Here is a 23,868-nt window from a genome sequence, read left to right as displayed (position 1 = left end):
CATGAGTGTCCAGCACGTCGACCACCTCATCGTCGGCGCCGGCTTCGCCGGTCTCTGCGCCGCGATCAAGCTGCAGGAGGACGGGGAGCGCGACTTCCTCGTCGTCGAGCAGGGGGCGGAGGTGGGTGGCACCTGGCGCGACAACACCTACCCCGGCGCGGCGTGCGACGTGCCGAGCCAGCTCTACTCGTTCTCGTTCGCACCCAATCCCGAGTGGTCGCGATCGTTCTCGCCGCAGCCGGAGATCCAGGCCTACCTGCGCAAGGTCGCGGCGGAGTCGGGCACCCTCGACCGGTTCGTCTTCGACACCACCTTCGACGACGCCGCGTGGGACGACGCCGCCGGACGCTGGACCGCTCGGATCACGGGGCCACAGGGCACCCGCACGATCTCGGCGCGCACCCTCGTGGTCGGCGCCGGCGGCCTCTCCGCGCCGCGCATGCCGGACATCGAGGGCATCGAGACCTTCCAGGGAGAGCTGTTCCACTCCGCGCGCTGGGACCACTCCGTCGACCTCAGGGGCAAGCGCGTCGCGGTGATCGGCACCGGCGCGTCGGCGATCCAGATCGTGCCCGAAGTGCAGAAGGTGGCCGCGCACCTCGACGTCTACCAGCGCACCGCGCCGTGGGTGATCACCCGCTCCGACCGCGCCTACACGCGCCTCGAGCGCGCCGCGATGCGCCGCCTGCCCGCGGTGCAGTCGCTCTACCGCACGGCGACGTACTGGTCGCGCGAGGCGCTGGTGCCCGGGCTGACCGTCGACTCGCACCTGTCGGCCCCGGTCAAGGCGGTGGCCCGGCAGAACCTCCGCAGGGGCGTCGCGGACCCCGCGCTCCGCGAGCGGCTGACCCCGCACTTCGAGCTCGGGTGCAAGCGGATCCTGATCTCCAACGATTACTACCCGGCCGTCGCCTCGGACAACGTCGACCTGGTCACCGACCCGATCGCGAAGGTCACCGGCGACGCGGTGGTGACCGCCGACGGCGTCGAGCGGCCCATCGACGTGCTGGTCGTGGCGACCGGCTTCTGGACCACCGAGCTGCCCGTGACCGAGCACATCACCGGCACCGCCGGGCGCACCCTCGCCGACGTCTGGCGCGAGGGCGGCATGGCGGCGTACAAGGGCACGACCGTACCCGGCTTCCCGAACCTCTTCGTGCTGGTCGGCCCCAACACCGGGCAGGGCCACACCAGCATGGTGTTCATCATCGAGTCGCAGATCGCCTACGTCCGCGACGCGATCCGCACCATGCGCGAACGCGGCTGGGCCGCGGTCGAGCCGCGACGCGGCGCCTTCCGGCGCTGGAACGCAGGCCTGCAGCGCCGGATGGGCCGCACCGTGTGGACCCGCGGCGGCTGCCAGAGCTGGTACCTCGACGAGCACGGCCGCAACACGACGCTGTGGCCGAAGGCCACGTTCACCTTCCGGCGCCAGCTCGCCCGGTTCGACGCAGACGCCTACGACGTACGACAGGAGATGGCAGCGTGAAGGACTTCAACGGCAAGGTCGTCGTGATCACGGGCGCCGGCTCGGGGATCGGCCGGGCCCTGGCGGTCAACCTCGCACGCCGCGGCGCGCGGCTGGCGATCTCCGACGTGAACGACGACGGCCTCGCCGAGACCGTGGACCTCGTCAAGGGCGCCGGCGCGCGCGAGGTGCGGTCCGACCACCTCGACGTCGCCGACCGGGCCGCGTTCGCCTCGTACGCCGCGACCGTGGTCGACCACTTCGGCCAGGTCAACCTCGTCGTCAACAACGCCGGCGTCGCGCTCGCGGGGGACCTCGTCGACCTCGAGTACGACGACATGGACTGGATCATGGGCATCAACTTCTGGGGCGTCGTGCACGGCACGAAGGAGTTCCTGCCCCACCTGGTGGCGTCCGGCGACGGCCACCTCGTCAACATCTCGTCTCTCTTCGGGCTGGTGTCGATGCCCGGGCAGAGCATGTACAACGCCGCCAAGTACGCCGTGCGCGGCCTGTCCGAGGCGGTCCGCGAGGAGATGCTGGTCGCCGGCCACCGGGTCGGCGTCACCGTCGTCCACCCGGGTGGCATCAAGACCGCGATCGCCCGCAACGCCCGCTACTCGGCGGCCGAGGACGGCGTCGAGAGCGCGAAGCGGTTCGACGAGAAGCTCGCCAAGATGACGCCCGAGCGGGCCGCCGAGATCATCGTCGCCGGCGTCGAGAAGGACAAGGCGCGGGTGCTCGTCGGGCTCGACGCCCACGCCGTGCACCACCTGGCGAAGCTGACCGGGTCGCGCTACCAGGACATCGTGGCGCGCGGCTACCGCAAGGTCATGCCTCCGAAGACGACGATCGTCTGAGGCTCCGGCTCCGGCGCCGCGGCTTGACCCGCAGCGGCCCGACCAGGCGCGGACCTGCCAGCCGGCTCTCGAGCCTGCGGGCCTCGCGCTTGAGGGGCTGCGCGACGTACTCGCCGAGGATCACCCCGGCCGCGAGCGCGAGCGCCACCGAGCCGGCCGTGAAGAGTGCCAGCAGGCCCTCGGACGTTGCGGCTCCGCCCTCGGACAGCAGGCTCAGGCCGCGGTAGATCGAGAGGCCCGGCAGCATCGGCACGACGGCGGGGACGATCACGACCAGGGGCGGCACCCGGAGCCGGGCCGCGACGCCGTAGCTGACCAGGCCGACGAAGAACGCCGCCACCCCGGTCGGCCAGGAGCGCCCGATCCCGCTGACGTCGACCGACTGGCTGATCAGCACCGCGACCGCGGCGACCAGGCCGATCGTCGCGAGCGTGCGGCGCGGGGCGTACGACGCGAATGCGAACGCCGCGGCACAGATCGCGGCGCCGATCGCGGCCGCCGACGCCTGCTTGAGGTCCGCGGCCGCGCCGGGGTCGAGGCGTCCGACGTCGACGCCGACTACGTTGCCGATCTGGAGGCCGCCGCCGACGCCGGCGATGATGCCGGCGGTCGCGAGCAGGGCCTCGGTGAGCCGCGCTCCGGCCGTCACGTAGAAGCCGGACAACGCGTCCTGCAGGGCGCCCATGAAGCCGATGCCGGCCAGCAGCATGATGATGTTGGCGGTCACGACGACCGACGGGTCGAGGTCGGCCGGGGTCGCGGCGACCGCGACCGCGATCAGCGTGGCCACGCCGCCGCCCGCGACCTGGAGGTAGAAGAACGGCAGCCGGCGTCGCGCCATCATCATCTGCAGCCGGTCGATGCAGACCGCGGCCACGAACGCGATCGACACGACCTCCCAGCCGCCGCCGAGCTGTAGACCGACGCCCGCGCACATCGCACCCCAGCCGAGCGTGGCGGCCCAGCGCGGCAGGGTGTGTCCGGACGAGACGATCCGGGCCAGGCGCGCACGCGCGTCCTTGAGGTCGACCTCACCACGGAGCACCTCGCGCGCCAGGTGGTCGACCAGCGTCAGGTCCTCGTAGTCGATGTCGCGCTGCTTGACCTGGCGGATCAGCACGAACGCCGGGAGCTCCGGGTCGGGCTGGTAGCTCATCGACAGCGACGTGAAAGTCACGTCGACCTCGGGGTTGCGCACCCCGAGCTGCCAGGCCAGCGCCTGCATGGTCGCGGTGACGTCCGCCGCGCCGGCGCCCGAGGAGAGCAGCAGCTCCCCGACGCGGAGGCAGAAGTCGAGAGTCAGGTTGAGCTCGCGCGCCTCCAGCATGGTGGCCATGTTTCCAGTACTACTTTGGGCATGTGCCACTGGCTGCTGGAGACGATGTCCGTGTCGTGATGTCGAAGTGGGGTGACCGTCCGCACTGGGAGTTCGACACGTTCTACCTCGGCACCGACCGACGCGGTGACTGGCTCGGCATCCCTGCCGGCACCGTCATGGTGCGGCCGGGCGCGACGTACGTCGCCCCCACGAACCAGGTCGGCCTCGTGCCACCGCCCGGACCCGACGCCGAGCGCGGCTGGCTCGCGACCTTCCACGCCGTGGGCGGCCCGGTGCGGATCTACGTCGACGTCACCACGCCGCCGGTGTGGGACGGCTCGACCGTGCGTGCCGTCGACCTCGATCTCGACATCGTCCTGGGCAACTCGGGCCGCGTCTGGGTCGACGACGAGGACGAGTTCGCGGACCACCGGACCCGGTTCGGCTACCCCGACGACGTCACCGCGGCCGCGATGGCCTCGTGCGACTGGGTGCACGAGCTCGTGGCCGGCGGGCACGCGCCGTACGACGGCAGCGCATCGGCGTGGCTCGCCCGGCTGGGGGGCTTGTCGACCCGATGACGTGTGGAACGCTGGTGTCGTGCGCATCGACTTCCACGGGTCGCCCGAGCCGACGCTCGGAGTGGAGTGGGAGCTCGCGCTCGTCGACCGCCGCACGCGCGACCTGCGCAACGACGCGACCCACCTCTTCGCCCGGGCGAAGCCGCGGCTCGATGACCCGAACAAGCTCCACAAGGAGCTGCTGCGCAACACCGTCGAGATCGTCAGCGGCGTCTGCCACACCGTCGGGGAGGCGATGGCCGACCTGCGCCGGACGCTGGGGGTGGTGGTGCCGGCCGGCGACGAGCTCGGCATCGACCTGTACGGCGCCGGCACCCACCCCTTCGCCTCGTGGACGGTCCAGCAGCTCACCGAGGGGCACCGCTACGAGGAGCTGATCAACCGCACCCAGTGGTGGGGACGGCAGATGCTGATCTGGGGCGTGCACGTGCACGTCGGGATGCCCGAGGAGAAGCGCGTGATGGGCGTCCTGTCGGCGCTGCTGAACTACCACCCGCACCTCCAGGCGCTCTCGGCGTCCTCCCCGATCTGGGCCGGGCTCGACACCGGCTACGCCTCCAACCGGGCGCTGATGTTCCAGCAGCTGCCGACCGCGGGCCTGCCCTTCCAGTTCGAGGAGTGGTCGGAGTTCGAGGCGTTCGTGGAGAGCCAGCTGACGACCGGGGTCATCGAGGTCCTCTCCGAGATCCGGTGGGACGTCCGGCCGGCCCCGCACCTCGGCACGCTCGAGAACCGGGTGTGCGACGGCGTCTCCACCCTCACCGAGCTGGCGGCGCTCACCGCGCTGATGCACTGCCTCGTCGTCGACCTCGACACCCGGATGGCCGCCGGCGAGGAGCTGCCCACGCTGCCGCCGTGGCACGTCCAGGAGAACAAGTGGCGCGCCGCCCGCTACGGCCTCGACGCCATCATCATCACCGACGCCGCCTCGAACGAGCGGCTGGTCACCGACGACCTGGCCGACCTGCTCGAGCGGCTCTCCCCCGTCGCCGACCGGCTCGGCTGCAGCGCCGAGCTCGCCTCGGTCGAGGGCATCTGGCGCCGGGGTGCGTCGTACCAGCGCCAGCGGGCCGTCGCCGCCGACTCCGAGGGCGACCTCGTCGCGGTCGTCGACTCGGTCGTCCGGGAACTGCGCGGCAGCCTGTAGCTCAGTAGCCCTCGGGCGGCGGCACCATCTCCAGGCGTACGCCGAGCAGCCGGACCGGCCGGTCGTGGTCGACCCGGTCGAGCAGCGACACCGCCGCCTCGGCGAGCACGTCGGGGTCGTTGGTCGGCTCGGGCAGGGTCAGGCTGCGGCTGAGCGTGATGAACGGCTTCAGCCGGATCTTCAGGCCCACCCGCGCGGCCGGCCGCCCCTCGGCGTCGATGTCCTCGACCGCCCGCCGGGTGATCCGGCGCGCGGCCTCGGCGACCTCGGCCCAGTCCTCGATGTCCTGCTGGAACGTCTCCTCGCGGCCGTGCGCCCGCGGCACCCAAGGCGTCGCGTCGACGGGGCTGGTGTCGACGCCCCGGCCGAGCCGGTGGAACCACGGCCCCATCGTCGGCCCGATCTCGGCCGCCAGCACCCGGGCGTCCGACGCGGCCAGCTGGTCGACCGTGTCGATGCCCAGCGCGGCCAGCCGCTTGCCGGTCTTGCTGCCGACGCCCCACAGCGCCGTCGTCGGGCGCTCGCCCATCACCTCCTGCCAGTTCGCCGCCGTCAGCTGCCACACGCCGCGCGGCTTGCCGAAGTCGGTGGCGATCTTGGCGCGCAGCTTGTTGTCACCGATGCCCACCGAGCAGTGCAGCCCCGTCGCGTCGAGCACGGCCGACCGGATCTGCTCGGCGTACCCCCGCGGGTCGCCGAGCTCGCCGTGCCCGGGCCCCGCCGCCAGGAACGCCTCGTCCCAGCCGAGCACCTCCAGCACGACCGGCACGCCGCCCCAGACGAGCGAGCGCAGCGTGGCCATGACCTGAGCGGAGGCCTCGTCGTAGACGTCCTTGTCCACCGGCAGGAACACCGCATCGGGGCACTTGCGCGCCGCCAACCGCAGCGGCATGCCCGAGCCCACGCCGTACGCGCGCGCCTCGTACGACGCCGTCGACACCACCCCGCGCTCCGTCGGGTCGCCGCGACCGCCCACGACCACCGGCAGGCCGGCCAGCTCCGGGCGGCGCAGCACCTCGACCGCCGCCAGGAACTGGTCGAGGTCGACGTGCAGCACCCACGGCTGACCCTCCGGACCCTGCCGCAGCGCCGTCATCGCGGTGGTGGCGGCAGCGCGTCGGTGGACTCGAGCTGGTCCATGCCCGCGACCATGAGCAGGTCGACGATCACGGAGCGGAGCTGGGCGAGCACGGCCTCCGCGGCCAGCACCTCGGTGCGCTCGACCCGTCCCGTGGCCTCACCGACCTCGACCAGCGGTCCGCGGGCGGCAGCCGCCATCCGGTCGGCCGCGAGCTCGTCGGCGGCCAGATCGGCGGCGTCGGCGAGCTCGCGCGCCAGTCGGGCGTAGGACGGTGGGACCGGCCGGCGGTGGTAGGCCGCGACCGCGGTCTGCCGCACCAGCACGCGGGTGCTGCGCAGCGCCCGGTCGAGCGGATCGACCAGCTCGGACATCTTGCGCAGGTCGTCGCGGTGCCGCACCCGGAACGGCGACGACGTGACGACGTCGAGCCCCTCGTCGGCCGCGGCCTGGAGCTCCCGGATCAGGTAGTCGGTCGAGCGCGCGTCGGCGAGCAGCTCGAGCGCGTCGGCGGCCTCCCCCTCCGACATCACGTCACCGGCCGCCCGCAGCAGCCCGGCGATCTTGCGCATCACGACCGCCGCCTGCTCGCGGGGTCGCCGCAGCGGCGCGGCCGGCACCACCGTGGCGGCCACGAGCGCCACCAGGCCGCCGACGACCGCGTCGGTCCACCGCGTGAACGCCGCACCCGGGTCGGGCACCAGCGAGGCGACCACGATCGACTGGACGGCCGCCTGGGTGACCAGCAGCTGCCCGCCGTCGAGCAGGAACGCCGCGGTCATCGACAGCGCGACGATCAGGGCGATCTGCCACGCCCCGGAGCCCAGCCAGACGACCAGCAGGTCGGCCAGGAAGACGCCGACGGCGACGCCGACGGTGACCTCCGCGACGCGGCGGAAGCGCTGGCCGTAGGAGGTGCCGAGCGCGACGACGGCGGCGACCGGGGCGAAGAACGGCGTCGGGTGGCCGAGCAGGTCCGCGGCCACGAACCACGCGACGCCCGCCGCGACGGCGCACTGGCCGATCTGCCACCACTTCCCCTGCCAGCGGCGCACCCGGGCGCGGACGGACGTGCGGCCCCGGTCCCACGCGCGGTCGAGCGGTCCGGCCTCCTCCACGACGCCGATCCTGCCACGGGTCCTGGCGCCCGGTTGTGGCTGCCGTCACGACGTGCCACAGTCGGCGCACCGCCGACCGGCGGCCACGGAGCAAGGACGGCGAGGGGGAACGGCGTGGTCTCACTGATCGACCCGACAGCGACGGCGTTCCTGCTGACGGAGAACCGCAGCATGCCGATGCACGTCGGCGGGCTGCACCTCTTCGAGAAGCCCGAGGGCGCCGGGCGCAACTACGGGCGCGAGATGTACGAGTCGATGCGCGACGTGCTCGAGGTCGCGCCGCTCTTCCTCAAGCGCCCGCACCGGTCGCTGACGACGGCCGGCCAGCTGGTCTGGGTCGAGGACGACCAGTTCGACATCGAGCACCACGTCCGGCACGGCGCGCTCCCGAAGCCCGGCCGGATCCGCGAGCTGCTGGAGCTGGCCGGTCGCCTGCACGGCACCCGGCTCGCGTGGGAGCGCCCGCTGTGGGAGGCGACGGTCATCGAGGGGCTGCGCGACGGCCGGATCGCGCTCTACACGAAGACCCACCACGCGCTCGTCGACGGCGTCTCCGCGATGCGGCTGCTGCAGAGCGTGCTGTCCACGGACCCCGACCGCACCGGCATGCCGGCCCCGTGGGACGCCCGCACCCAGGAGCGCCGTACGCCGGGCGCGGAGCCGGCCGCGCTGACGGACCTCCCGGTCCGGACCCTCCGCTCGGCCCTCGGCGTCGCAGCCGAGGCGGCCGGGATGCCCGGCGCGCTGGCACGCACGGTGAGCAAGGGCGTCCGCAACGAGACCTCGGCCATCTCGCTCTACGCACCGCGCACGATCTTCAACCAGAAGATCACGGGCTCGCGCCGGTTCGCCGCGCAGGACTGGCCGATCGCGCGGTTGCGCGCCATCGGCAAGGCGACGGGCACGACGATCAACGACGTGGTGCTCGCGATGTGCAGCGGCGCCGTGCGCGCCTACCTGCTCGAGCTCGACGCGCTCCCCGACGCCCCGCTCGTGGCGATGGTGCCGGTCGGCCTCAATGCCAGGCAGGCAGGCGCCGCCTCCACCGAAGGCGGCAACGCCGTCGGCTCGGTGATGTGCCAGCTCGGCACCGACCTCGCCGACCCGGCCGACCGGCTCGTCACCATCCACACGTCGATGGCCGACGGCAAGCACGCGCTCTCGAGCATGACCCCCGCGCAGATCATCGCCATGAGCGCCCTCGGCCAGGCGCCCGCGATCATCTCCCCGCTGCTGCGGATGGAGGGCATGGTGCGCCCGCCGTACAACCTGATCATCAGCAACGTGCCCGGCCCGCGCACCGCGCACTACTGGAACGGCGCGCGCCTCGACGGCACCTACCCGCTCTCCATCCCGATCAACGGCATGGCGCTGAACATCACCTGCACGTCGTACGACGGCAAGATCGCCTTCGGGCTGATCGGCTGCCGCCGCACCGTGCCGCACCTCCAGCGCATGCTGGTCCACCTCGACGACGAGCTCGCGGCGCTGGAGAAGGCGGCGGGGGTCTAGACCTCCTCGTAGCCCCCGCCGACGGTGTCGGCGACCGCCTGCAGCCGCGCCCGGGTGATGTCGGCGACCGTGCGGAGCCCGGCGCCATGTGCATTGGAGCCGACGCGCGTGGGCTCGGCCGAGTTGATGCTCACGCAGCGTCGGGTGCCGCCGTCGGCGTCGTTCTGGAGGGCGACCGCGTGACCGGTCGTGCCGGAGCCCGCGAAGAAGTCGACGACGAGCGCGTCGTCGGGCATCGTGCCCAGGATCCGCCGGACCAGGCCGGTCGGCTTCGGCGACTCGAAGACGTGGCCGACCAGCTCCTTGAGCTCCGCGACCGCGGTGTCCGTGGAGCCGATCTCCTCGGCCAGCCAGATCGTGCGGAGCTTCTTGCGTCGCCCGCCCGGGACGTCGCGGTGCAGCCAGTCGCGCTGGAAGACGTCGACCCGCTCCCCCGCCCGGCCCTTCACCACGCGACAGACCACGTCGTCCGGTCGGGCCTCGATCAGCGGTCGGCTCCACCGCCACACGGCCGGCGTGCCGTCGCCGAACACCGGGGAGATCTCGACCGACCCCTCGAACGGCGCCGTGCCCACCCGCCCGCTCGCCGGGTCGCCCCAGACCGGGAAGTGCAGGGTGCGTGCCGTGACCGGGTTGAACTTCTTGTTGGTGTTGCGCAGCGGCAGGTGCCGGTAGCGACGGCCGTCGGCCGCGGTCAGCGGGAAGTCGCGCTCGTCGACCGCGTCGGGGCTGCTGGCGTCGAGGACGGTACGGCGTACGTCGCGGGCGTAGACGAGCAGGTACTCGTGGCTCGTCGCGAAGCCCTTGCCGAGCTGGCGCCCCTTCGGGTTCAGGTTGACCACGACCTGCGCCAGCAGGTTGTCCTCGCCGAAGACCTCGTCCATGAGCAGCCGCAGGTGCGCGACCTCGTTGTCGTCGATGCTCACGAAGATCGCCCCGGTGTCCGCGAGGACGTCTCGGGCGGCGGTCAGCCGCGGACGCATCATCGCGACCCAGGCCTCGTGCCGGCTGCGTCGCGACCCGTCGGCGCGGAAGTCGTCGCGGTAGGCGAAGTCGTTGCCGGTGTTGTACGGCGGGTCGATGTAGACGAGGTCGACGGGGCGTCCCAGCAGCCGTGGCAGGGTCGGCAGGACGTCGAGGTTGTCGCCCTCGACGAAGACGTTCCACGGCTCGCCCACCCTCGCAGCGTAGAGACACACGAGGCCCGGCTGACCGATCCACGCCCAGTGGCGACCTACTCTTGGGCAGGTGCGCACTCGGGTTACCTTGACCGCCGGGCTCACCGCCTGTGCCCTTCTCGCTGCGACGCCTGCCCTCGGCGACCCGGGACCCGACCGGCCGACGCAGTCGCAGCGGCAGTACGCCGTCGAGAAGGATCGGTCCCACGGCCGGGACCTCAACCCGCGGCACACCTCGGGCGGCGAGCCGGGCTGGATCGCCCCGAAGCTCACCCCGGCGCAGCGACGCGCCCCCGCGCGCAAGACCGAGGCGACGACGTACACCGTCGTGCCGGGCGTGACCTACTCGACCTGGGCGCAGACCGACGCGCGCGGGCAGATCGTGGCCCACCTGCTGGCCGTCGACCCCAAGGCCGCCGGCATCGGCATCGACTACCTCGGGCCCGGCCACGTCGGCGAGACCGCGCCGCTCGGGGACATGCTCGCCGAGCATCCCAAGGCGGTGGCCGGCGTCAACGCCGACTTCTTCGACATCGGCCGCACCGGCGCCCCGCTCGGCGTCGGCGAGCCGAAGGCCAAGAAGCTGCTCCACGCGCGAGTCGAGGGTCGCAACTGGGCGTTCTACTTCGACAAGTCCGGCGCGCCCCAGGTCGGCGAGCTGCCGATGGTCGCCCGCGTGCGCGACCGGCCGCGCATCGAGGTGACCGGGCTCAACCAGCCGTACGTCGCGCCGGGCGGCGTCGGTGTCTACACGAAGGCCTGGGGCAAGACCGACGGCTACACGATGACCCAGGGGCAGCGGAAGCACATCCGCGTCGTGTGGGTGCGCAAGGGCCGGGTCCACAAGGTCCGCAAGGTCCTCAAGAACAACCGCAAGATCCCCGGCACCATCCTGATCGGCCGCGGCGAGGGCGCGAAGCAGCTCAAGAAGCTGAAGAAGGGCCGCAAGGTGGTCGTCAAGGCCTGGCTCAAGGGCAAGCCGAAGATGGCGATCAGCGGCGACCGGCCCCTCATCGACGACGGCATCATCAAGGTCGTCGACAACCGCGTGATGCACCCGCGGACCGCGGTCGGCATCGACCGCGACACCGGGCAGGTGCTGCTGCTCGTCGTCGACGGGCGCTCCTCGGTCAGCCGCGGCTACACGATGGTCGAGCTGGCCAACCTGATGATCGACCTCGGAGCCGACGAGGCGATGAACCTCGACGGCGGCGGCTCGTCGACGATGATCGCCCGCGATGCCGCCGGGGTGAACCAGGTGCTCAACGTGCCCTCCGACGGCTACCAGCGCTGGGTCGCCAACGGGCTCCAGGTGACCTACAAGCCGTAGGGCTCAGGCGGGCACCAGCACGAGCGCCACGCTGGTGATCGGCGCGAAGCACTGCTTCGTCGGCGACGGCAGCACCGCGTTCACCGTCAGCTGGTCGCCGGTCGCGGACCCCGTCACCCGGGTCGGCACCTCGCACCCGATGGCGACCACGGCGGCGGCGAGCTGCCGGTCGTCCGGGACCTCGGCCTCCTGCGCGGCCTGCACGATCTCGCGCTGGAGGCGGTCGTTGCGGAACACCTCGACGTACTCCCGCACCGCCCGCTCGTCCGGCAGCAGCGTCGGTCGGGTGGTCACCTGCCCGCCGGCGGAGGTGGCGGTGAGCACGGCGACCTCGGCGACCTCGGTGACCGGGGTGGTCGCGTCGGTGTCGTCGCCGCATCCTGCGGTCGTCAGGAGCAGCGCGAGCGCGAGGGTTCCGAGTGTTCGTCGCATGGTGTCTTCGACGGTAGTGCCGCGCACCGGGTTCCACCGACCCCGACGGCCCGTGGCAGGCTTGCCGCCGTGGCCCGCTTCACCCGCGCCGAGCTGGAGACCTTCCGCGACGCGAAGGTCCCGGACCTGCTTCCCGGCCCCGGCGACCCCGAGCTGAGGCTGCTCTTCGTCGGCATCAACCCCGGGCTGTGGACGGCCGCGACGCAGACGCACTTCGCGCACCCCGTCAACCGGTTCTACCCCGCGCTGCTGCTCGCCGGGATCATCACCGAGCCGATCAGCCCGTCCGACGGCATGAGCGACGCCGACCGCGACCGGCTGCGGGCCCGCGGCATCGGCATCACGAACGTCGTACGCCGGGCGACCGCCCGCGCCTCCGAGCTGTCCGACGACGAGCTGCGCGCGGGCGGGATGGAGCTCGTCGAGACCGTGCGCCGTACGTCGCCGCGGGTGGTCGCGATCGCCGGCGTCACGGCGTACCGCACCGCCTTCGGGCAGCGCCGCGCCGCGCTCGGCCGGCAGCCGGAGCCGCTCGAGGGCGCCGAGGTCTGGGTGGTGCCGAACCCCAGCGGCCTCAACGCGCACGAGACCGTCACCACGCTGGCGGCGGCGTACGCCGAGGCCGCCCGCGCCGCCGGGGTCATCTAGCCGGGGTCATCTAGGCGGGGAAGGCCTGGTCCTTGCCGAGCACGGTCAGCCCGTCCTCCACGACGAACCCGCGGGCCCGGTCCTCCTCGGGATCCACCCCGAGCCGGGCCCCGGGCGGGACGACGACGTTCTTGTCCAGGATCGCGTTGCGCACGATGGCGCCCGGCCCGATGCGCACGCCGTTCATCAGCACCGAGTCGGCGACCTCCGCGCCGGCCTCGACCTGGACGGCCGGCGAGAGCACCGATCGATTCACCCTGCCGCCGATCACGACCACGCCGGGCGAGAGCACCGCCTCGTCGACCTTGGTCTTCTCGCCCGCGCCGCCCTGCACCAGCTTGGCCGGCGGCTGCGGGCCGTACGACGTGTAGATCGGCCAGTCGAAGTTGTAGAGGTTGAAGACGGGCAGCGGCGAGACGACGTCCATGTGCGCGGCGAAGTAGGACCCGAGCGTCCCGACGTCGCGCCAGTAGTCCCGGTCGCGCTGGGTCGAGCCGGCGACGTCGTTGTCCTTGAAGTCGTAGACGCCGGCCTGCTGACGGCGCACGAACGCCGGCACGATGTCGCCGCCCATGTCGTGCTTCGAGCCGATCTCGGTGGCGTCGCGGGTGACGGCCTCGACGAGCGCGTCGGCGTCGAAGACGTAGTTGCCCATCGACGCGAGCACCTCGCCGGGGCTGTCCGGCAGGCCCACCGGGTCCTTCGGCTTCTCGAGGAACTCGCGGATCCGCTTCGGGTCGTCGGGATGCACGTCGATGACGCCGAACTGGTCGGCGAGCTCGATCGGCTGCCGGATCGCGGCGACGGTGCAGGCGGCGCCGCTCTCGACGTGCGCGTCGACCATCTGCGAGAAGTCCATCCGGTAGACGTGGTCGGCGCCGACCACCACGACGATGTCGGGCTTCTCGTCACGCATCAGGTTGAGGGACTGGTAGATCGCGTCGGCGCTGCCGAGGTACCAGTGCTTGCCGACCCGCTGCTGTGCCGGCACCGGCGTGACGTAGTTGCCGAGCATCGTCGACATCCGCCAGGTCTGGGTGACGTGCTTGTCGAGGCTGTGCGACTTGTACTGCGTCAGCACGACGACCTGGAGGTAGCCGCTGTTGACGACGTTGGAGAGCGCGAAGTCGATGAGCCGGTAGATGCCCGCGAACGGCACCGCCGGCTTCGCGCGGTCGGCGGTCAGCGGCATCAGCCGCTTGCCCTCCCCTCCCGCGAGGACGATCGCGAGGACCTTCTTCCGGGAGCTGAGCGACATGTGTCCAACGTAGTGGTCGGGCAGTAGGTTCGGCAGCGTGCGAGTCGACGTGCTGTCCCGCGAGTACCCACCGGAGATCTACGGCGGCGCCGGCGTGCACGTCGCCGAGCTGGTCCGAGCGCTCCGCGCGCGGCCGGACGTCGAGGCGCACGTGCACGCGTTCGGCGCGCCGCGCGACGAGCCGCTGACCGCGTCGTACGCCGACCTCGCGGAGCTGTCGGGCGCCAACGCGGCTCTCCGCACCCTCGGCGTCGACCTCGCGATCGCCGACGGCTGCGCCGGCACCGAGCTCGTGCACTCGCACACCTGGTACGCCAACCTCGCCGGCCACCTGGCGTCGCTGATGTACGGCGTCCCGCACGTCGTGAGCGCCCACTCGCTCGAGCCGCTGCGGCCGTGGAAGGCCGAGCAGCTCGGCGGCGGGTACGCCGTGTCGTCGTGGGCCGAGCGCACGGCGTACGAGGCGGCCGCGGCGGTGATCGCCGTGTCTGCGGCCATGCGCGACGACGTGCTGGCGTCGTACCCCGCCGTCGACCCCGCCCGCGTGCACGTGGTCCACAACGGCATCGACACCGCCGACTGGTCGCCGACGACGGACCCCGACCGCGTCCGCGAGCTCGGGGTCGACCCGGACCGGCCGTCGGTCGTCTTCGTCGGCCGGATCACCCGGCAGAAGGGCCTCCCGCTCTTCCTGCGCGCGTGCGCCTCGCTGCCGCCCGACGTGCAGATCGTGCTCTGCGCGGGCGCCCCGGACACGCCGGAGATCATGGCCGAGGTCGAGGGCCTGGTGGAGGGGCTGCGCTCGACCAGGTCGGGCGTCGTGTGGATCCCGGAGATGCTGCCGCGCCACGACGTCACGGCGCTGCTGACCGCGGCGACGGCGTTCGCGTGTCCCTCGATCTACGAGCCGCTCGGCATCGTCAACCTCGAGGCGATGGCCTGCGAGACCGCCGTCGTCGCCACCGCCACCGGCGGCATCCCGGAGGTCGTCGTCGACGGCGTCACCGGCCTGCTCGTGCCGATCTCGCAGGCGACCGACGGCACCGGCACGCCGCTGGACCCCGACCAGTACGTCGCCGACTTCGCGGCCGCGCTCACCTCGGTCGTCTCCGACCCCGCCCGCGCCGCGGAGATGGGCCACGCCGGCCGGGAGCGCGCCATCGCGGACTTCTCGTGGGCGTCGATCGCCGAGCGGACCGTGGAGGTCTACCGGTCCGTGCTCTGAGGACCCGCTAACGTCACCCCCGTGAACAAGAACGTGTTCCTGTTGTGGGGCGAGGAGCTCCCTGCGGCGCTCCGCGACAGCGCGCTGCACGGACGGCTCGCCGCGGTCGGCGTACGACGCCTCCAGGTCAACGTCACCGACGAGCAGGTCAGCGGCGCGATGCGCATCGACCACCTCGACGACCCGATCGGCGGGTTCGTCACGACCTGGGACGCGGACCCCGCCGCCGTCGCCGACGTGCTGGCCGCGGCCGGCACCGTGCACGCGTACGCCGTCGACGAGCGCCGGCGGCTCGACCCGCCCGAGGCCTGGGACGGCAGCCGCGCCGACGCGCTGGCCAACGTCGCGGTGCTACGCCGGCCGGCGGACCTCGACCACGACGAGTGGCTGCGCCGGTGGATGGTCGACCACACCGGCGTCGCGATCCGCACCCAGGCGACCTTCGGCTACGTCCAGAACATCGTCGTCGAGGCCCTCACCGTCGGCGCGCCCCGCGTCGACGCCATCGTCGAGGAGCTCTTCCCGGCGGCTGCCGTCACCGACATGCACGCCTTCTACGGCAGCGGCGGGGACGACGCCGAGCTCGGCCGCCGCATCGGCGAGCTGATGGCCAGCGTGGCCCGGATCGGTGCCGACCGCGACCTCGACCTGGTGCCGACCAGCCGCTACCTCTACCAGCTGGCCGGCACCTGATCTCACTCAGCCCTGCGACTCCACCAGACGCACCGGTCCGAGCGCGCCCGAGGGCATGACATCCCAGTCCTGGGGCTCCGCGCGCGACCGCCAGCTCATGAAGTGCGGCAGCTCGAGCTCGCCGCGCAGCGCCAGCGCGCGGAACCGGTTGGCCGCGAGGTTCGTGACCTCGAGCTCGAGCACGTTGGCGCCAGGACGAATCGCGTCACCGACGCGGACGCGGTACGGAATCGCCCATGCCGTCCCGACATCCTCACCGTTGACGCGCACGCGGGCGCTCTCGCACAGCTGCCCGAGGTCGAGCAACCAGTCACGCTGCGCCGCGTCGGCGTCGAGCTCGAACGTCGTCCGGTAGAGCGCGGTGCCCGAGAACGCCGCCTCGGCCTCGCCGAGCTCGGTCCACGAGACCAGCGTGTCGATCGTCCGGGCGCCAGGCAGCTCGGGCCCGCCCTCGAGGAACCGGAGGTCCCAGGGACCATCGATGGACAGGGCGCGCGCACCCGCGATCGCAAGGTCGGCACCACGGCCGGAGATCCGGCGCCGGTCGAACGTGCGCAGGATGACGCTCTGTCCCGGCTCGAGGTGCAGCCGGACCTGCGTGCCACTGCCCGATTCCCGCTGCTCCGCCCGTCCGCTGGTGTCGCGGAGCGGGTCGAGGAGGCCGACGGACCGCGCGTCGACGCCGAGCTGCTGCCAGCCGGAGACCGTGTCGGCCCCGACGTTGGCGACGAAGTAGTGCCACCCGTGCCGGTGCCGCCGGCGCAGCACTCGCAGTCCGGCATCGGCGAGAGGCTCGCGCACGGCCCCCGCCTCCGAGAGGGCAGCGTCGAGTACCGCGCCCTGGGCGGCGACGACCACGTGGCCCTTCCCGACCCGGTGCCAGCCGGCGCGGCCGGCGACCGGGCGGGCGGTCATCGCGTCGCGCAGCCGGCCGAACCGGTGCCGACGTGCGTCGAGGTCGCCGTACCCCGGCACGTCCGTCGGCAGCGCGTCGACGAAGACGACGGTGGCACCGCCGGAGGCGAGGTCGCGCAGCTTCTGCATGGTCTCGAGCGGCACACGCTGGGCCCGGGGCACCACGACGACGGCGTAACGGCTGCGCCCGTTGTCGAGCCCGCCGCGCCGCCCGGAGAACTCCTGCAGCTGTGCATCCGACGCCCAGTCGAACTGCCAGCCGCGCTTCTCGATGGGGTCGACGACGGCCCCGGGCGACTCCGGGTCCCCGTACATCCACCCGGTGCCGCGCCAGGCGTAGTCGGGGGTGAGCTCGCGCTCGTCCCCGGTGAGGCCGCCCGACGGGCGCGACCAGAGGTCGGCCTGCGGCCAGTAGACCAGGACGTCGTTGCCGTGCTCGCCGTCCTGGAGGACCGACTGGCAGCGGGTGATGTAGGAGTTCAGCTCGGGCAGGTCACGCCACAGCGTGTTCGCGGGGTTGACCTCGGTCGACGCATAGAAGGAGAACCCCGGCCAGGCGACGTCGTCCGGCGAGTACGTCGAGCCGTGGAAGAGGACGTGGTTGATGCCGGCCGAGAAGAGCAGGTCCACGGCGGGCTTCGCCTGCGAGAGCGACACGTGGTAGTGCTCGTCGCGCCAGGTGATGGTCTCCGCGCTGACGAGCGTGGTGCCCTTCAGGTGCGCCGGCGACGACGCCATCCGCCACACGAGCGATACCGGCGGCGCGGCCGCGCCGAGACCCTGGCGCAGGCCAGGGATGGGCACGATCTCGGCGCCGGTGTATTCGGTCTCCGGGATGTCGCTCGCGCCGTAGACATCGAGCAGGTTGGCCGGCGACCCGTGCGCCTGGTTCCGGGTGAGCCAACCGTGGCCCTTGCTCCACTGGTCCCACGGCTTCGCGAACCGCTCGACGAAGAGCTCGGAGAAGGTCTGGCGCACGTCGGCCATGACCCGCAGCGCCGTGGCACCGACCTCGCCGGCCGCGAACACGTCGGGGAGGTACGGCGCGACGTCGTACCCGCGCAGCCGCTCGAAGTCGGCGAGGAAGGTCCGGTGCCAGTCGGTCGCCTCGAGCTCGTAGGAGTCGTGGAACGACGCGCGCAGCCCGTGCGCGCCCGAGCCCAGCGCCGCGTCGAGCCGGTCGAGGTGGGGCCGGACGCCGGTGCCGCCGGTGTAGTCCGACATCAGGCCCTTGCCGCCCGGGCCGGCCCGCTCGACGCGCTTGAGCGCCAATCCGGCGAAGACGCCGGTCAGCTCCCAGCGGCCGGCCGGAGCCGTCCAGTCGAGCCGGCCGTCGGCGCCGACCCTGTCGGTGAGGACGACGGTCTCGCCGGTGCTCGCCTCGCGGGCGACGAGCGCGCTCAGCGGGGGCTCGGGCAGCGCGTCCATCGGCGGCCTCAGGTCCGGGCGCGAGAGCTTCTCCTCGTCGACCAGGCCCGGATGGGCCGGCTGCTCGGTCCGCACCGGCTCCTCCAGCCGCTGACCCTCGACGAGCTGCCAGCGCGCGACGAGCGCCTTCCCGGCCGAGTGCTCCGGGGTGATCCACGGACCACCCATCGTCCATCCGGAGCCGCTGGTGAGGTCGACCTGCATGCCGAGCCGCGTCGCCTGCCTCGTCGTGTGGTCGAGCGCCGAGACCCACTCCGCGGAGAGGAACTCGAGGTCGCGGTCCTCGTAGCCCTGCGCCTCGTAGATCGGCTGGACCTCGACACCGCCGAGGCCGGCCTGGTGCAGCTGCAGAAGGTGCCTGGTCAACCCGGCACCGGTCACCGCGCTGCCCAGCCACCACCACCGGACCCAGGGGCGGGTCTCCGCGGTGAACCGGGGCCAGCGCAGCGCGGCGCCGTCCGGGCTTCGGCTCGCGCCCGGTTCTGCTGACGCAGCTCTCCCCGAGGCGAGGCTGGCGGAGGCGGCGGCCGCGGCGGCCGAGCCCTGGACGAACGTACGTCGACGAAGCACGTGCAATTCCCTTCCCGAGTGGGTCTGCAGTTGTGAAACGTTGCGCCGCCCGTGGCGGCAGTCACACACGTGCCCGTGGATCCATGCGTTGAAACGTTTTATTCCGAACGCGGACGCGGCAGCCGGGCGCGGTACGCCGGGCGGGATCGCTAGATGAAGATCCCGAGGATCAGCACCACGACCAGGCCGGTCACCGACAGCACCGTCTCCATGATCGACCAGGTCTTCACGGTCTGACCGACGGTCATGCCGAAGTACTCCTTGACCAGCCAGAAGCCCGCATCGTTGACGTGGGAGAAGAACAGCGACCCGGCGCCGACGGCGAGCACGACCAGCGACACCTCACCGGTCGACATGCCAGTGACGAGCGAGGTCATCAGGGACGAAGCCGTGATCGTCGCGACCGTGGCCGAGCCGGTCGCCAGCCGGATCAGGACCGCCAGCACCCAGGCGAGCAGCAGCACCGAGATGTTCGCGTCCTTGGCCCAGTCGGCGAGGACCGTCCCGATGCCGCTGTCGACCAGCACCTGCTTGAACCCGCCGCCCGCCGAGACGATGAGCAGGATGCCCGCGATCGGCGGGAGGGACGCGGCGATGGTCTCCGACAGCTTGTTCTTGTCCATCCCGACGCCGGTGCCGAACGTGAACATCGCGACCAGCACGGCGATGAGGAGCGCGATCAGCGGGTTGCCGATCACGTCGCCGACGCGCTGGACGATGTTCGTCTCGTCGTTGATGACGATGTCGAGGATCGCCTTGCCGAGCATCAGGACGACCGGCAGCAGGATGGTCGCGATGGTGACGCCGAACGAAGGACGCTCGATGCCCTCGCGCTCCTGGGTGTCCCAGGTGTGCGGCGGCTCGACGTCGACCCAGCGTCCGGCGACGGCGCCGAACAGCGGGCCGGCCACGACGATCGTCGGGATCGCCACCAGGATGCCGAGGCCCAGGGTGATGCCGAGGTTGGCACCGAGCAGGTCGATCGCGGTCACCGGGCCGGGGTGCGGCGGCACGAAGCCGTGCATCGCCGACAGGCCGGCGAGGGCGGGGATGCCGACGGTGATCAGGGAGACCTGGGCCCGCCGGGCGACGAGGTAGATCACCGGCATCAGCAGGACCAGGCCGATCTCGAAGAACATCGGCAGGCCGATGATCGCGCCGACCAGCGCCATCGACCACGGCAGCATCACCCGCGACGACCGGCCGACGATGGTGTCGACCACCTGGTCCGCACCGCCGGAGTCGGCGAGCAGCTTGGCGAACATCGCGCCGAGCGCGATCAGCGCGCCGACGCCGGCGGCCGTCGTACCGAACCCGGTCGTGAACGACGCGAGGACCGTGCTGACGTCCTGCCCGTCCACGATGCCGACGGTGAGCGCGCCGAGGATCAGCGCGATGAAGGGATGGACCTTCAGGACCGTGATCAGGATGACCAGCAGCGCGATCCCCAGCAGCGCAGCCAGAACCAGATGCCAGCCGGCAGCCACCGGCTCGACGACGTCCATGCGTCAGTCCTTCCCGAGATCGTCCTCCGCACGTTCGAGGTCCACGTACCCCTGCACGATCGCGTCAACACTTTGATCGACGTCGATGACGACACCGTCCTCGTCGGGCGCCAGAGGCTCGAGCGTCGCGAACTGAGAGGCGAGCAGCGAGGCCGGCATGAAGTGCCCGGGCCGGCTCGCCTGCCGGGCGGCGATCACCTCCGGGGTGCCGTGCAGGAGGAGGAACCGCACGTTCGGGGCGAGGCCGCGGATCTGGTCGCGGTACTTCCGCTTCAGGGCCGAGCAGCCCATCACGGCGCCGTCCTCGTGGACCGCCAGCCACTCGCCGACGAGCTCGAGCCAGGGGTACCGATCGTCGTCGTCGAGGGCCTCGCCGCGCCGCATCTTCGCGATGTTCGCCGACGGGTGCAGGTCGTCGGCGTCCTCGAAGGGCACCCGCAGCCGTTGCGCCAGCGCGGCGCCGACCGTCGACTTGCCCGAGCCCGAGACACCCATGACCACCAGGGGACGCATGGCGTCACGCTAGTCCGCCGTGAACCTACTGAGCGGTCGCTTTCTCGGTGCGGCATGATGGGCACGACCCAGGAGGTGCACCGATGCAGCTGGCGCTGTCGACCGAGGACGCCGAGTTCCGCGACCAGATGCGGGAGTTCTTCACGACGAAGATCCCGCAGGAGACACGCGACACCGTCGCCGAGCGGCGCGAGCTCACCCGCGAGCAGTACGTCGAGAGCATGCAGATCCTCAACGCGGCCGGCCTCGCGGTGCCGAACTGGCCGGTCGAGTGGGGTGGCCAGGACTGGAGCCCGCTGCGCCGGCACATCTGGCACGAGGAGATGCAGCGCGCGTTCGTCCCGCAGCCGCTGGCGTTCAACGCCTCGATGATCGGCCCGGTGATCGCGCAGTTCGGCTCGCCGGAGATGAAGGAGCGCTTCCTCGCGAAGACCGCCAACCTCGACATCTGGTGGTCGCAGGGCTTCTCCGAGCCCGACGCCGGCTCCGACCTCGCCTCGCTGAAGACCCGGGCGGTCCGCGACGGCGACGAGTACGTCGTCAACGGCCAGAAGACGTGGACCACCCTGGGTCAGTACGGCGACTGGATCTTCACGCTCGTCCGCACCAACCCGGAGGTGAAGAAGCAGGCCGGCATCTCCATGCTCCTGATCGACATGACCTCCCCCGGCGTCGAGGTGCGCCCGATCGAGCTCATTGACGGCGGATACGAGGTCAACGAGGTGTGGTTCACCGACGTGCGCGTGCCGGCCGAGAACCTCGTCGGCGAGGAGGACCGCGCCTGGGACTACGCCAAGTTCCTGCTCGGCAACGAGCGCGTCGGAGTCGCCCCGGTCGGCGCGACGAAGCGCAACCTGTCCCAGGCCAAGGAGTGGGCCGCGACGGTCTCGACGGGCGAGGGCACGACGCTGCTCGACGACCCGCTGGTCTCGACCCGCATCGCCGAGCTCGAGAACGAGCTGCTCGCCCTCGAGCTGACCGCCCTGCGGGTCGTCGCCCACTCGGCCGACGGCAAGCCGCACCCGGCGTCGTCGGTGCTCAAGCTCCGCGGCACCGAGCTCCAGCAGGCCGTCACCGAGCTCATCGTCGACATCGCCGGACCAGCCTCGCTGGCCAGCGGCGCCGGGGACGACTCCGACCTGCCGTGGTGGACCCGGCGCGCGACGCCGACGTACCTCAACTTCCGCAAGGCCTCGATCTACGGCGGCTCCAACGAGGTGCAGCGCCAGATCATCGCCCGCACGATCCTGGGTCTCTGAGGGGGACGAGATGGACTTCAACTACGACGAGGAGCAGCAGGCGCTGCGCGAGGCCGTGCGCGGCCTGGTCGGCAAGGCGTACGCCGACTTCGAGAGCCGTCGCCAGACGGTCGCCGAGGAGCCGGGCTTCAGCGAGAAGCTCTGGACCCAGCTCGCCGAGATGGGCATCCTCGGGCTGCCCTTCGACGAGCAGCACGGCGGCATGGGCGCCGGCGCCGTCGAGGTGGGCATCGTGGCGCAGGAGCTCGGCCGAGTGCTGGCGCCGGAGCCGTTCCTGACCTCGGTGGTGCTGGCCGGTGGCCTGGTCGCCGCCGCCGGCTCCGACGAGCAGAAGGGCGAGCTGCTGGGCGCGCTGTCGTCCGGTGAGAGCGTGCCGACCTTCGCGCACGCTGAGCCGGGCTCGCGCTGGCAGGCGACCGCGTCCTCCGTGACCGCGGAGTCGTCCGGAGACGCCTGGACGCTGAGTGGCGTGAAGGAGCCGGTCCCCCACGGCGCCCGCGCCGACGTGCTCGTCGTCTCCGCCGCGCTGCCCACGGGCGGCACCGGGCTGTTCGTCGTCACGCCGGACGCGTCCGGCCTGACCCGCGACGGCTACGCCACCCACGACGGCGGCCGGGCCGCCAAGGTCACCTTCGACGGCACGCCGGCGACACCGCTCGGCTCCGCCGACGACCGCACCGAGGTCATCGCGCGGGTCCTCGACATCGCCCGCGTGGCCGCCTGCAACGAGGCTGTCGGCGCGATGGAGGTCGCGCTGCACACGACGTCGGAGTACCTCAAGAGCCGCAAGCAGTTCGGCGTCACCCTCAACACGTTCCAGTCGCTGACCTTCCGCGCGGCAGACATGTACGTGTCGCTCGAGGAGGCGCGCAGCCTGGCGCTGTGGGCGTCGATGGTGCTGGACGCCGGCCTCGATGTCTCGAACGCCGCGAGTCGCGCGTCGCTCGGCGTCAGCCGTGCGGGTCGGCACATCGGCCAGGAGGCGATCCAGCTCCACGGCGGCATCGGCATGACCGCCGAGTACAGCATCGGCAGCTACACCAGCCACCTCACCGCGCTCGACCACCTGCTCGGCGACGGCAACCACCACCTCGGCCTGCTCGCGGCGGGCGTCGCGGCGTACGACGAGGTGGATCCGCTCCCCTGACGCGGGGTTGTCCACAGATCGACGAACGGTGGTGTCCCCGGGCCCTGGGCCCGGGGATGCTGCTTTCCATGGGTCTCGGGATCACTGCCAGCCACGACACGTTCCTGGCCACCTGCGCCGGCGTCGACGCGACGGCCGGGCGCCTTCGCACCGACCGCGACCGGGTCCACCACCGGGTCGAGACGCTGCTCGACGGCGGCTGGCGCGGCACCGCCGCCTCGGCGTACGCCGAGGGCTGGGCGACCTGGCGCGAGGGCGCCGACCAGGTGCTGGCGGCGCTCGAGACGATGTCGGCGCTGCTGCGCGCGGCGGATGTCGACCTCGTCGAGACCGACCAGAAGGCGGAATCGTCGGTGACCCTGCTCGCGTCGAGGCTGGGCTGATGTTCGCGGTCGACCTGGACCTCCTGGCCGAGACGCTCGTCGCGATGAAGCAGTGCGGCGAGGCGCTCGACGCGCGGCTCGCCGAGGCGGCCGCCCAGGTCGGCGCGCTCCAGGCGACCTGGACCGGCGACGCCGCCGACGCCCAGGCGGCCGCGCAGGCGGCGTGGGAGTCGGGCTTCCAGTCGATGTGCGAGGGCTTGGCCGCGATGCGAGCCGCCGGCACGGTCGCCGACGGCAACTACCACGCGGCCGTCGACACCAACCTGCTGATGTGGCAGCAGCTGGCGTGAGACACGCCCGCG

General features: G+C 72.2%; 22 protein-coding genes. 13 read left to right on the top strand and 9 right to left on the bottom strand.

The window, feature by feature from the left end; translation table 11 throughout:
• The first annotated feature begins 1 nt into the window (after window position 1).
• Window positions 2-1,489: a flavin-containing monooxygenase gene (locus ACFQQI_RS01280; protein ID WP_378556724.1), complete on the top strand. Its 1,488-nt coding sequence runs from the start codon at window positions 2-4 to the stop codon at window positions 1,487-1,489.
• On the top strand, window positions 1,486-2,328 hold the full coding sequence (locus ACFQQI_RS01275) for an SDR family NAD(P)-dependent oxidoreductase (RefSeq protein WP_378556721.1): 843 nt from the start codon (window positions 1,486-1,488) through the stop codon (window positions 2,326-2,328). The genes ACFQQI_RS01280 and ACFQQI_RS01275 overlap by 4 nt, the downstream gene beginning before the upstream one ends.
• Here ACFQQI_RS01275 and ACFQQI_RS01270 read toward each other — a convergent pair.
• Window positions 2,300-3,664 carry a threonine/serine exporter ThrE family protein gene (locus ACFQQI_RS01270; protein WP_378556718.1) on the bottom strand — a complete coding sequence of 455 codons (1,365 nt, stop codon included), beginning with the start codon at window positions 3,662-3,664 and terminating at the stop codon, window positions 2,300-2,302. The genes ACFQQI_RS01275 and ACFQQI_RS01270 overlap by 29 nt on opposite strands.
• A 59-nt stretch (window positions 3,665-3,723) precedes the next feature.
• On the opposite strand from ACFQQI_RS01270, the gene ACFQQI_RS01265 reads away from it, so the two are divergent.
• On the top strand, window positions 3,724-4,227 hold the full coding sequence (locus ACFQQI_RS01265; protein WP_378557483.1) for a DUF402 domain-containing protein: 504 nt from the start codon (window positions 3,724-3,726) through the stop codon (window positions 4,225-4,227).
• Between the two features lie 19 nt (window positions 4,228-4,246).
• Window positions 4,247-5,374: a glutamate--cysteine ligase gene (locus ACFQQI_RS01260; protein WP_378556715.1), complete on the top strand. Its 1,128-nt coding sequence runs from the start codon at window positions 4,247-4,249 to the stop codon at window positions 5,372-5,374.
• Between the two features lies 1 nt (window position 5,375).
• Here ACFQQI_RS01260 and ACFQQI_RS01255 read toward each other — a convergent pair whose 3' ends face one another.
• Together ACFQQI_RS01255 and ACFQQI_RS01250 are read right to left on the bottom strand one after the other, a co-directional pair.
• Window positions 5,376-6,470, bottom strand: a complete 1,095-nt coding sequence (locus ACFQQI_RS01255) for a DNA polymerase IV (RefSeq protein ID WP_378556712.1) — start codon at window positions 6,468-6,470, stop codon at window positions 5,376-5,378.
• Window positions 6,467-7,570 carry an aromatic acid exporter family protein gene (locus ACFQQI_RS01250; protein WP_378556709.1) on the bottom strand — a complete coding sequence of 368 codons (1,104 nt, stop codon included), beginning with the start codon at window positions 7,568-7,570 and terminating at the stop codon, window positions 6,467-6,469. The genes ACFQQI_RS01255 and ACFQQI_RS01250 overlap by 4 nt, the downstream gene beginning before the upstream one ends.
• Window positions 7,571-7,684: 114 nt before the next feature.
• Here ACFQQI_RS01250 and ACFQQI_RS01245 point away from each other — a divergent pair, with 114 nt between their 5' ends.
• A complete protein-coding gene (locus tag ACFQQI_RS01245) occupies window positions 7,685-9,082 on the top strand; it encodes a wax ester/triacylglycerol synthase family O-acyltransferase (protein WP_378556706.1) in 1,398 nt (465 codons plus the stop codon).
• Here ACFQQI_RS01245 and ACFQQI_RS01240 read toward each other — a convergent pair.
• Window positions 9,079-10,260 carry a site-specific DNA-methyltransferase gene (locus ACFQQI_RS01240; RefSeq protein ID WP_378556703.1) on the bottom strand — a complete coding sequence of 394 codons (1,182 nt, stop codon included), beginning with the start codon at window positions 10,258-10,260 and terminating at the stop codon, window positions 9,079-9,081. The two genes, ACFQQI_RS01245 and ACFQQI_RS01240, sit on opposite strands and share 4 nt — an antisense overlap.
• 70 nt (window positions 10,261-10,330) lie before the next feature.
• Between ACFQQI_RS01240 and ACFQQI_RS01235 the strand changes: the two genes are divergently transcribed.
• Window positions 10,331-11,590: a phosphodiester glycosidase family protein gene (locus tag ACFQQI_RS01235; protein WP_378556701.1), complete on the top strand. Its 1,260-nt coding sequence runs from the start codon at window positions 10,331-10,333 to the stop codon at window positions 11,588-11,590.
• A gap of 3 nt (window positions 11,591-11,593) precedes the next feature.
• Here the strand turns inward: ACFQQI_RS01235 and ACFQQI_RS01230 are convergent, their stop codons facing one another.
• Window positions 11,594-12,022, bottom strand: coding sequence for a hypothetical protein (locus ACFQQI_RS01230; RefSeq protein ID WP_378556699.1), 429 nt, complete (start codon window positions 12,020-12,022; stop codon window positions 11,594-11,596).
• A gap of 69 nt (window positions 12,023-12,091) precedes the next feature.
• On the opposite strand from ACFQQI_RS01230, the gene ACFQQI_RS01225 reads away from it, so the two are divergent.
• Window positions 12,092-12,670, top strand: coding sequence for a mismatch-specific DNA-glycosylase (locus ACFQQI_RS01225; protein WP_378556697.1), 579 nt, complete (start codon window positions 12,092-12,094; stop codon window positions 12,668-12,670).
• Between the two features lie 10 nt (window positions 12,671-12,680).
• On the opposite strand, the gene glgC is transcribed toward ACFQQI_RS01225, so the two are convergent.
• Window positions 12,681-13,928, bottom strand: coding sequence for a glucose-1-phosphate adenylyltransferase (glgC, locus tag ACFQQI_RS01220; RefSeq protein ID WP_378556696.1), 1,248 nt, complete (start codon window positions 13,926-13,928; stop codon window positions 12,681-12,683).
• Between the two features lie 37 nt (window positions 13,929-13,965).
• Here glgC and glgA point away from each other — a divergent pair, with 37 nt between their 5' ends.
• Both glgA and ACFQQI_RS01210 read left to right on the top strand, forming a co-directional pair.
• Window positions 13,966-15,153, top strand: a complete 1,188-nt coding sequence (glgA, locus tag ACFQQI_RS01215; RefSeq protein ID WP_378556695.1) for a glycogen synthase — start codon at window positions 13,966-13,968, stop codon at window positions 15,151-15,153.
• Window positions 15,154-15,174: 21 nt separating this feature from the next.
• Window positions 15,175-15,846, top strand: a complete 672-nt coding sequence (locus ACFQQI_RS01210) for a hypothetical protein (RefSeq protein ID WP_378556694.1) — start codon at window positions 15,175-15,177, stop codon at window positions 15,844-15,846.
• A 6-nt stretch (window positions 15,847-15,852) separates the two neighbouring features.
• Here ACFQQI_RS01210 and ACFQQI_RS01205 read toward each other — a convergent pair whose 3' ends face one another.
• The 3 genes from ACFQQI_RS01205 to ACFQQI_RS01195 form a co-directional block, all read right to left on the bottom strand.
• Entirely contained in the window at window positions 15,853-18,759 is a 2,907-nt protein-coding gene (locus ACFQQI_RS01205) for a glycosyl hydrolase (RefSeq protein ID WP_378556692.1), read from the bottom strand.
• A 149-nt stretch (window positions 18,760-18,908) separates the two neighbouring features.
• Window positions 18,909-20,264 (bottom strand): GntP family permease, encoded by a 1,356-nt coding sequence (locus ACFQQI_RS01200; protein WP_378556690.1) that lies wholly within the window; start codon window positions 20,262-20,264, stop codon window positions 18,909-18,911.
• 3 nt (window positions 20,265-20,267) lie between these two features.
• Window positions 20,268-20,777, bottom strand: a complete 510-nt coding sequence (locus ACFQQI_RS01195) for a gluconokinase (RefSeq protein WP_378556687.1) — start codon at window positions 20,775-20,777, stop codon at window positions 20,268-20,270.
• A gap of 83 nt (window positions 20,778-20,860) precedes the next feature.
• Here ACFQQI_RS01195 and ACFQQI_RS01190 point away from each other — a divergent pair, with 83 nt between their 5' ends.
• The 4 genes from ACFQQI_RS01190 to ACFQQI_RS01175 all read left to right on the top strand — a co-directional run bounded on the left by ACFQQI_RS01190 (window position 20,861) and on the right by ACFQQI_RS01175 (window position 23,856).
• Entirely contained in the window at window positions 20,861-22,036 is a 1,176-nt protein-coding gene (locus ACFQQI_RS01190) for an acyl-CoA dehydrogenase family protein (RefSeq protein WP_378556684.1), read from the top strand.
• Between the two features lie 10 nt (window positions 22,037-22,046).
• Window positions 22,047-23,183, top strand: coding sequence for an acyl-CoA dehydrogenase family protein (locus ACFQQI_RS01185; protein ID WP_378556681.1), 1,137 nt, complete (start codon window positions 22,047-22,049; stop codon window positions 23,181-23,183).
• Window positions 23,184-23,251: 68 nt separating this feature from the next.
• The gene (locus ACFQQI_RS01180) at window positions 23,252-23,566 is read left to right on the top strand and encodes a WXG100 family type VII secretion target (RefSeq protein WP_378556678.1); all 315 of its coding nucleotides are present in this window, start codon (window positions 23,252-23,254) and stop codon (window positions 23,564-23,566) included.
• Window positions 23,566-23,856 (top strand): WXG100 family type VII secretion target, encoded by a 291-nt coding sequence (locus ACFQQI_RS01175; protein ID WP_378556675.1) that lies wholly within the window; start codon window positions 23,566-23,568, stop codon window positions 23,854-23,856. Before ACFQQI_RS01180 ends, ACFQQI_RS01175 begins: the two co-directional genes overlap by 1 nt.
• Window positions 23,857-23,868 lie beyond the last annotated feature (12 nt).

Origin of the sequence: Nocardioides sp. GCM10030259 (assembly GCF_042666375.1) — a bacterium.
Classification (GTDB): domain Bacteria; phylum Actinomycetota; class Actinomycetes; order Propionibacteriales; family Nocardioidaceae; genus Nocardioides.
This window is presented reverse-complemented; position numbering and strand designations above follow the sequence as displayed.

Excerpts from the sequence above, each read along its gene's own strand:
- ACFQQI_RS01280 (WP_378556724.1), top strand. The coding sequence starts at position 2 with ATGAGTGTCCAGCACGTCGACCACCTCATCGTCGGCGCCGGCTTCGCC.
- ACFQQI_RS01270 (WP_378556718.1), bottom strand. The coding sequence starts at position 3,664 with ATGGCCACCATGCTGGAGGCGCGCGAGCTCAACCTGACTCTCGACTTC.
- ACFQQI_RS01265 (WP_378557483.1), top strand. The coding sequence starts at position 3,724 with ATGTCGAAGTGGGGTGACCGTCCGCACTGGGAGTTCGACACGTTCTAC.
- ACFQQI_RS01255 (WP_378556712.1), bottom strand. The coding sequence starts at position 6,470 with ATGACGGCGCTGCGGCAGGGTCCGGAGGGTCAGCCGTGGGTGCTGCAC.
- ACFQQI_RS01230 (WP_378556699.1), bottom strand. The coding sequence starts at position 12,022 with ATGCGACGAACACTCGGAACCCTCGCGCTCGCGCTGCTCCTGACGACC.
- glgC (WP_378556696.1), bottom strand. The coding sequence starts at position 13,928 with ATGTCGCTCAGCTCCCGGAAGAAGGTCCTCGCGATCGTCCTCGCGGGA.
- ACFQQI_RS01200 (WP_378556690.1), bottom strand. The coding sequence starts at position 20,264 with ATGGACGTCGTCGAGCCGGTGGCTGCCGGCTGGCATCTGGTTCTGGCT.
- ACFQQI_RS01195 (WP_378556687.1), bottom strand. The coding sequence starts at position 20,777 with ATGCGTCCCCTGGTGGTCATGGGTGTCTCGGGCTCGGGCAAGTCGACG.
- ACFQQI_RS01190 (WP_378556684.1), top strand. The coding sequence starts at position 20,861 with ATGCAGCTGGCGCTGTCGACCGAGGACGCCGAGTTCCGCGACCAGATG.
- ACFQQI_RS01185 (WP_378556681.1), top strand. The coding sequence starts at position 22,047 with ATGGACTTCAACTACGACGAGGAGCAGCAGGCGCTGCGCGAGGCCGTG.
- ACFQQI_RS01180 (WP_378556678.1), top strand. The coding sequence starts at position 23,252 with ATGGGTCTCGGGATCACTGCCAGCCACGACACGTTCCTGGCCACCTGC.
- ACFQQI_RS01175 (WP_378556675.1), top strand. The coding sequence starts at position 23,566 with ATGTTCGCGGTCGACCTGGACCTCCTGGCCGAGACGCTCGTCGCGATG.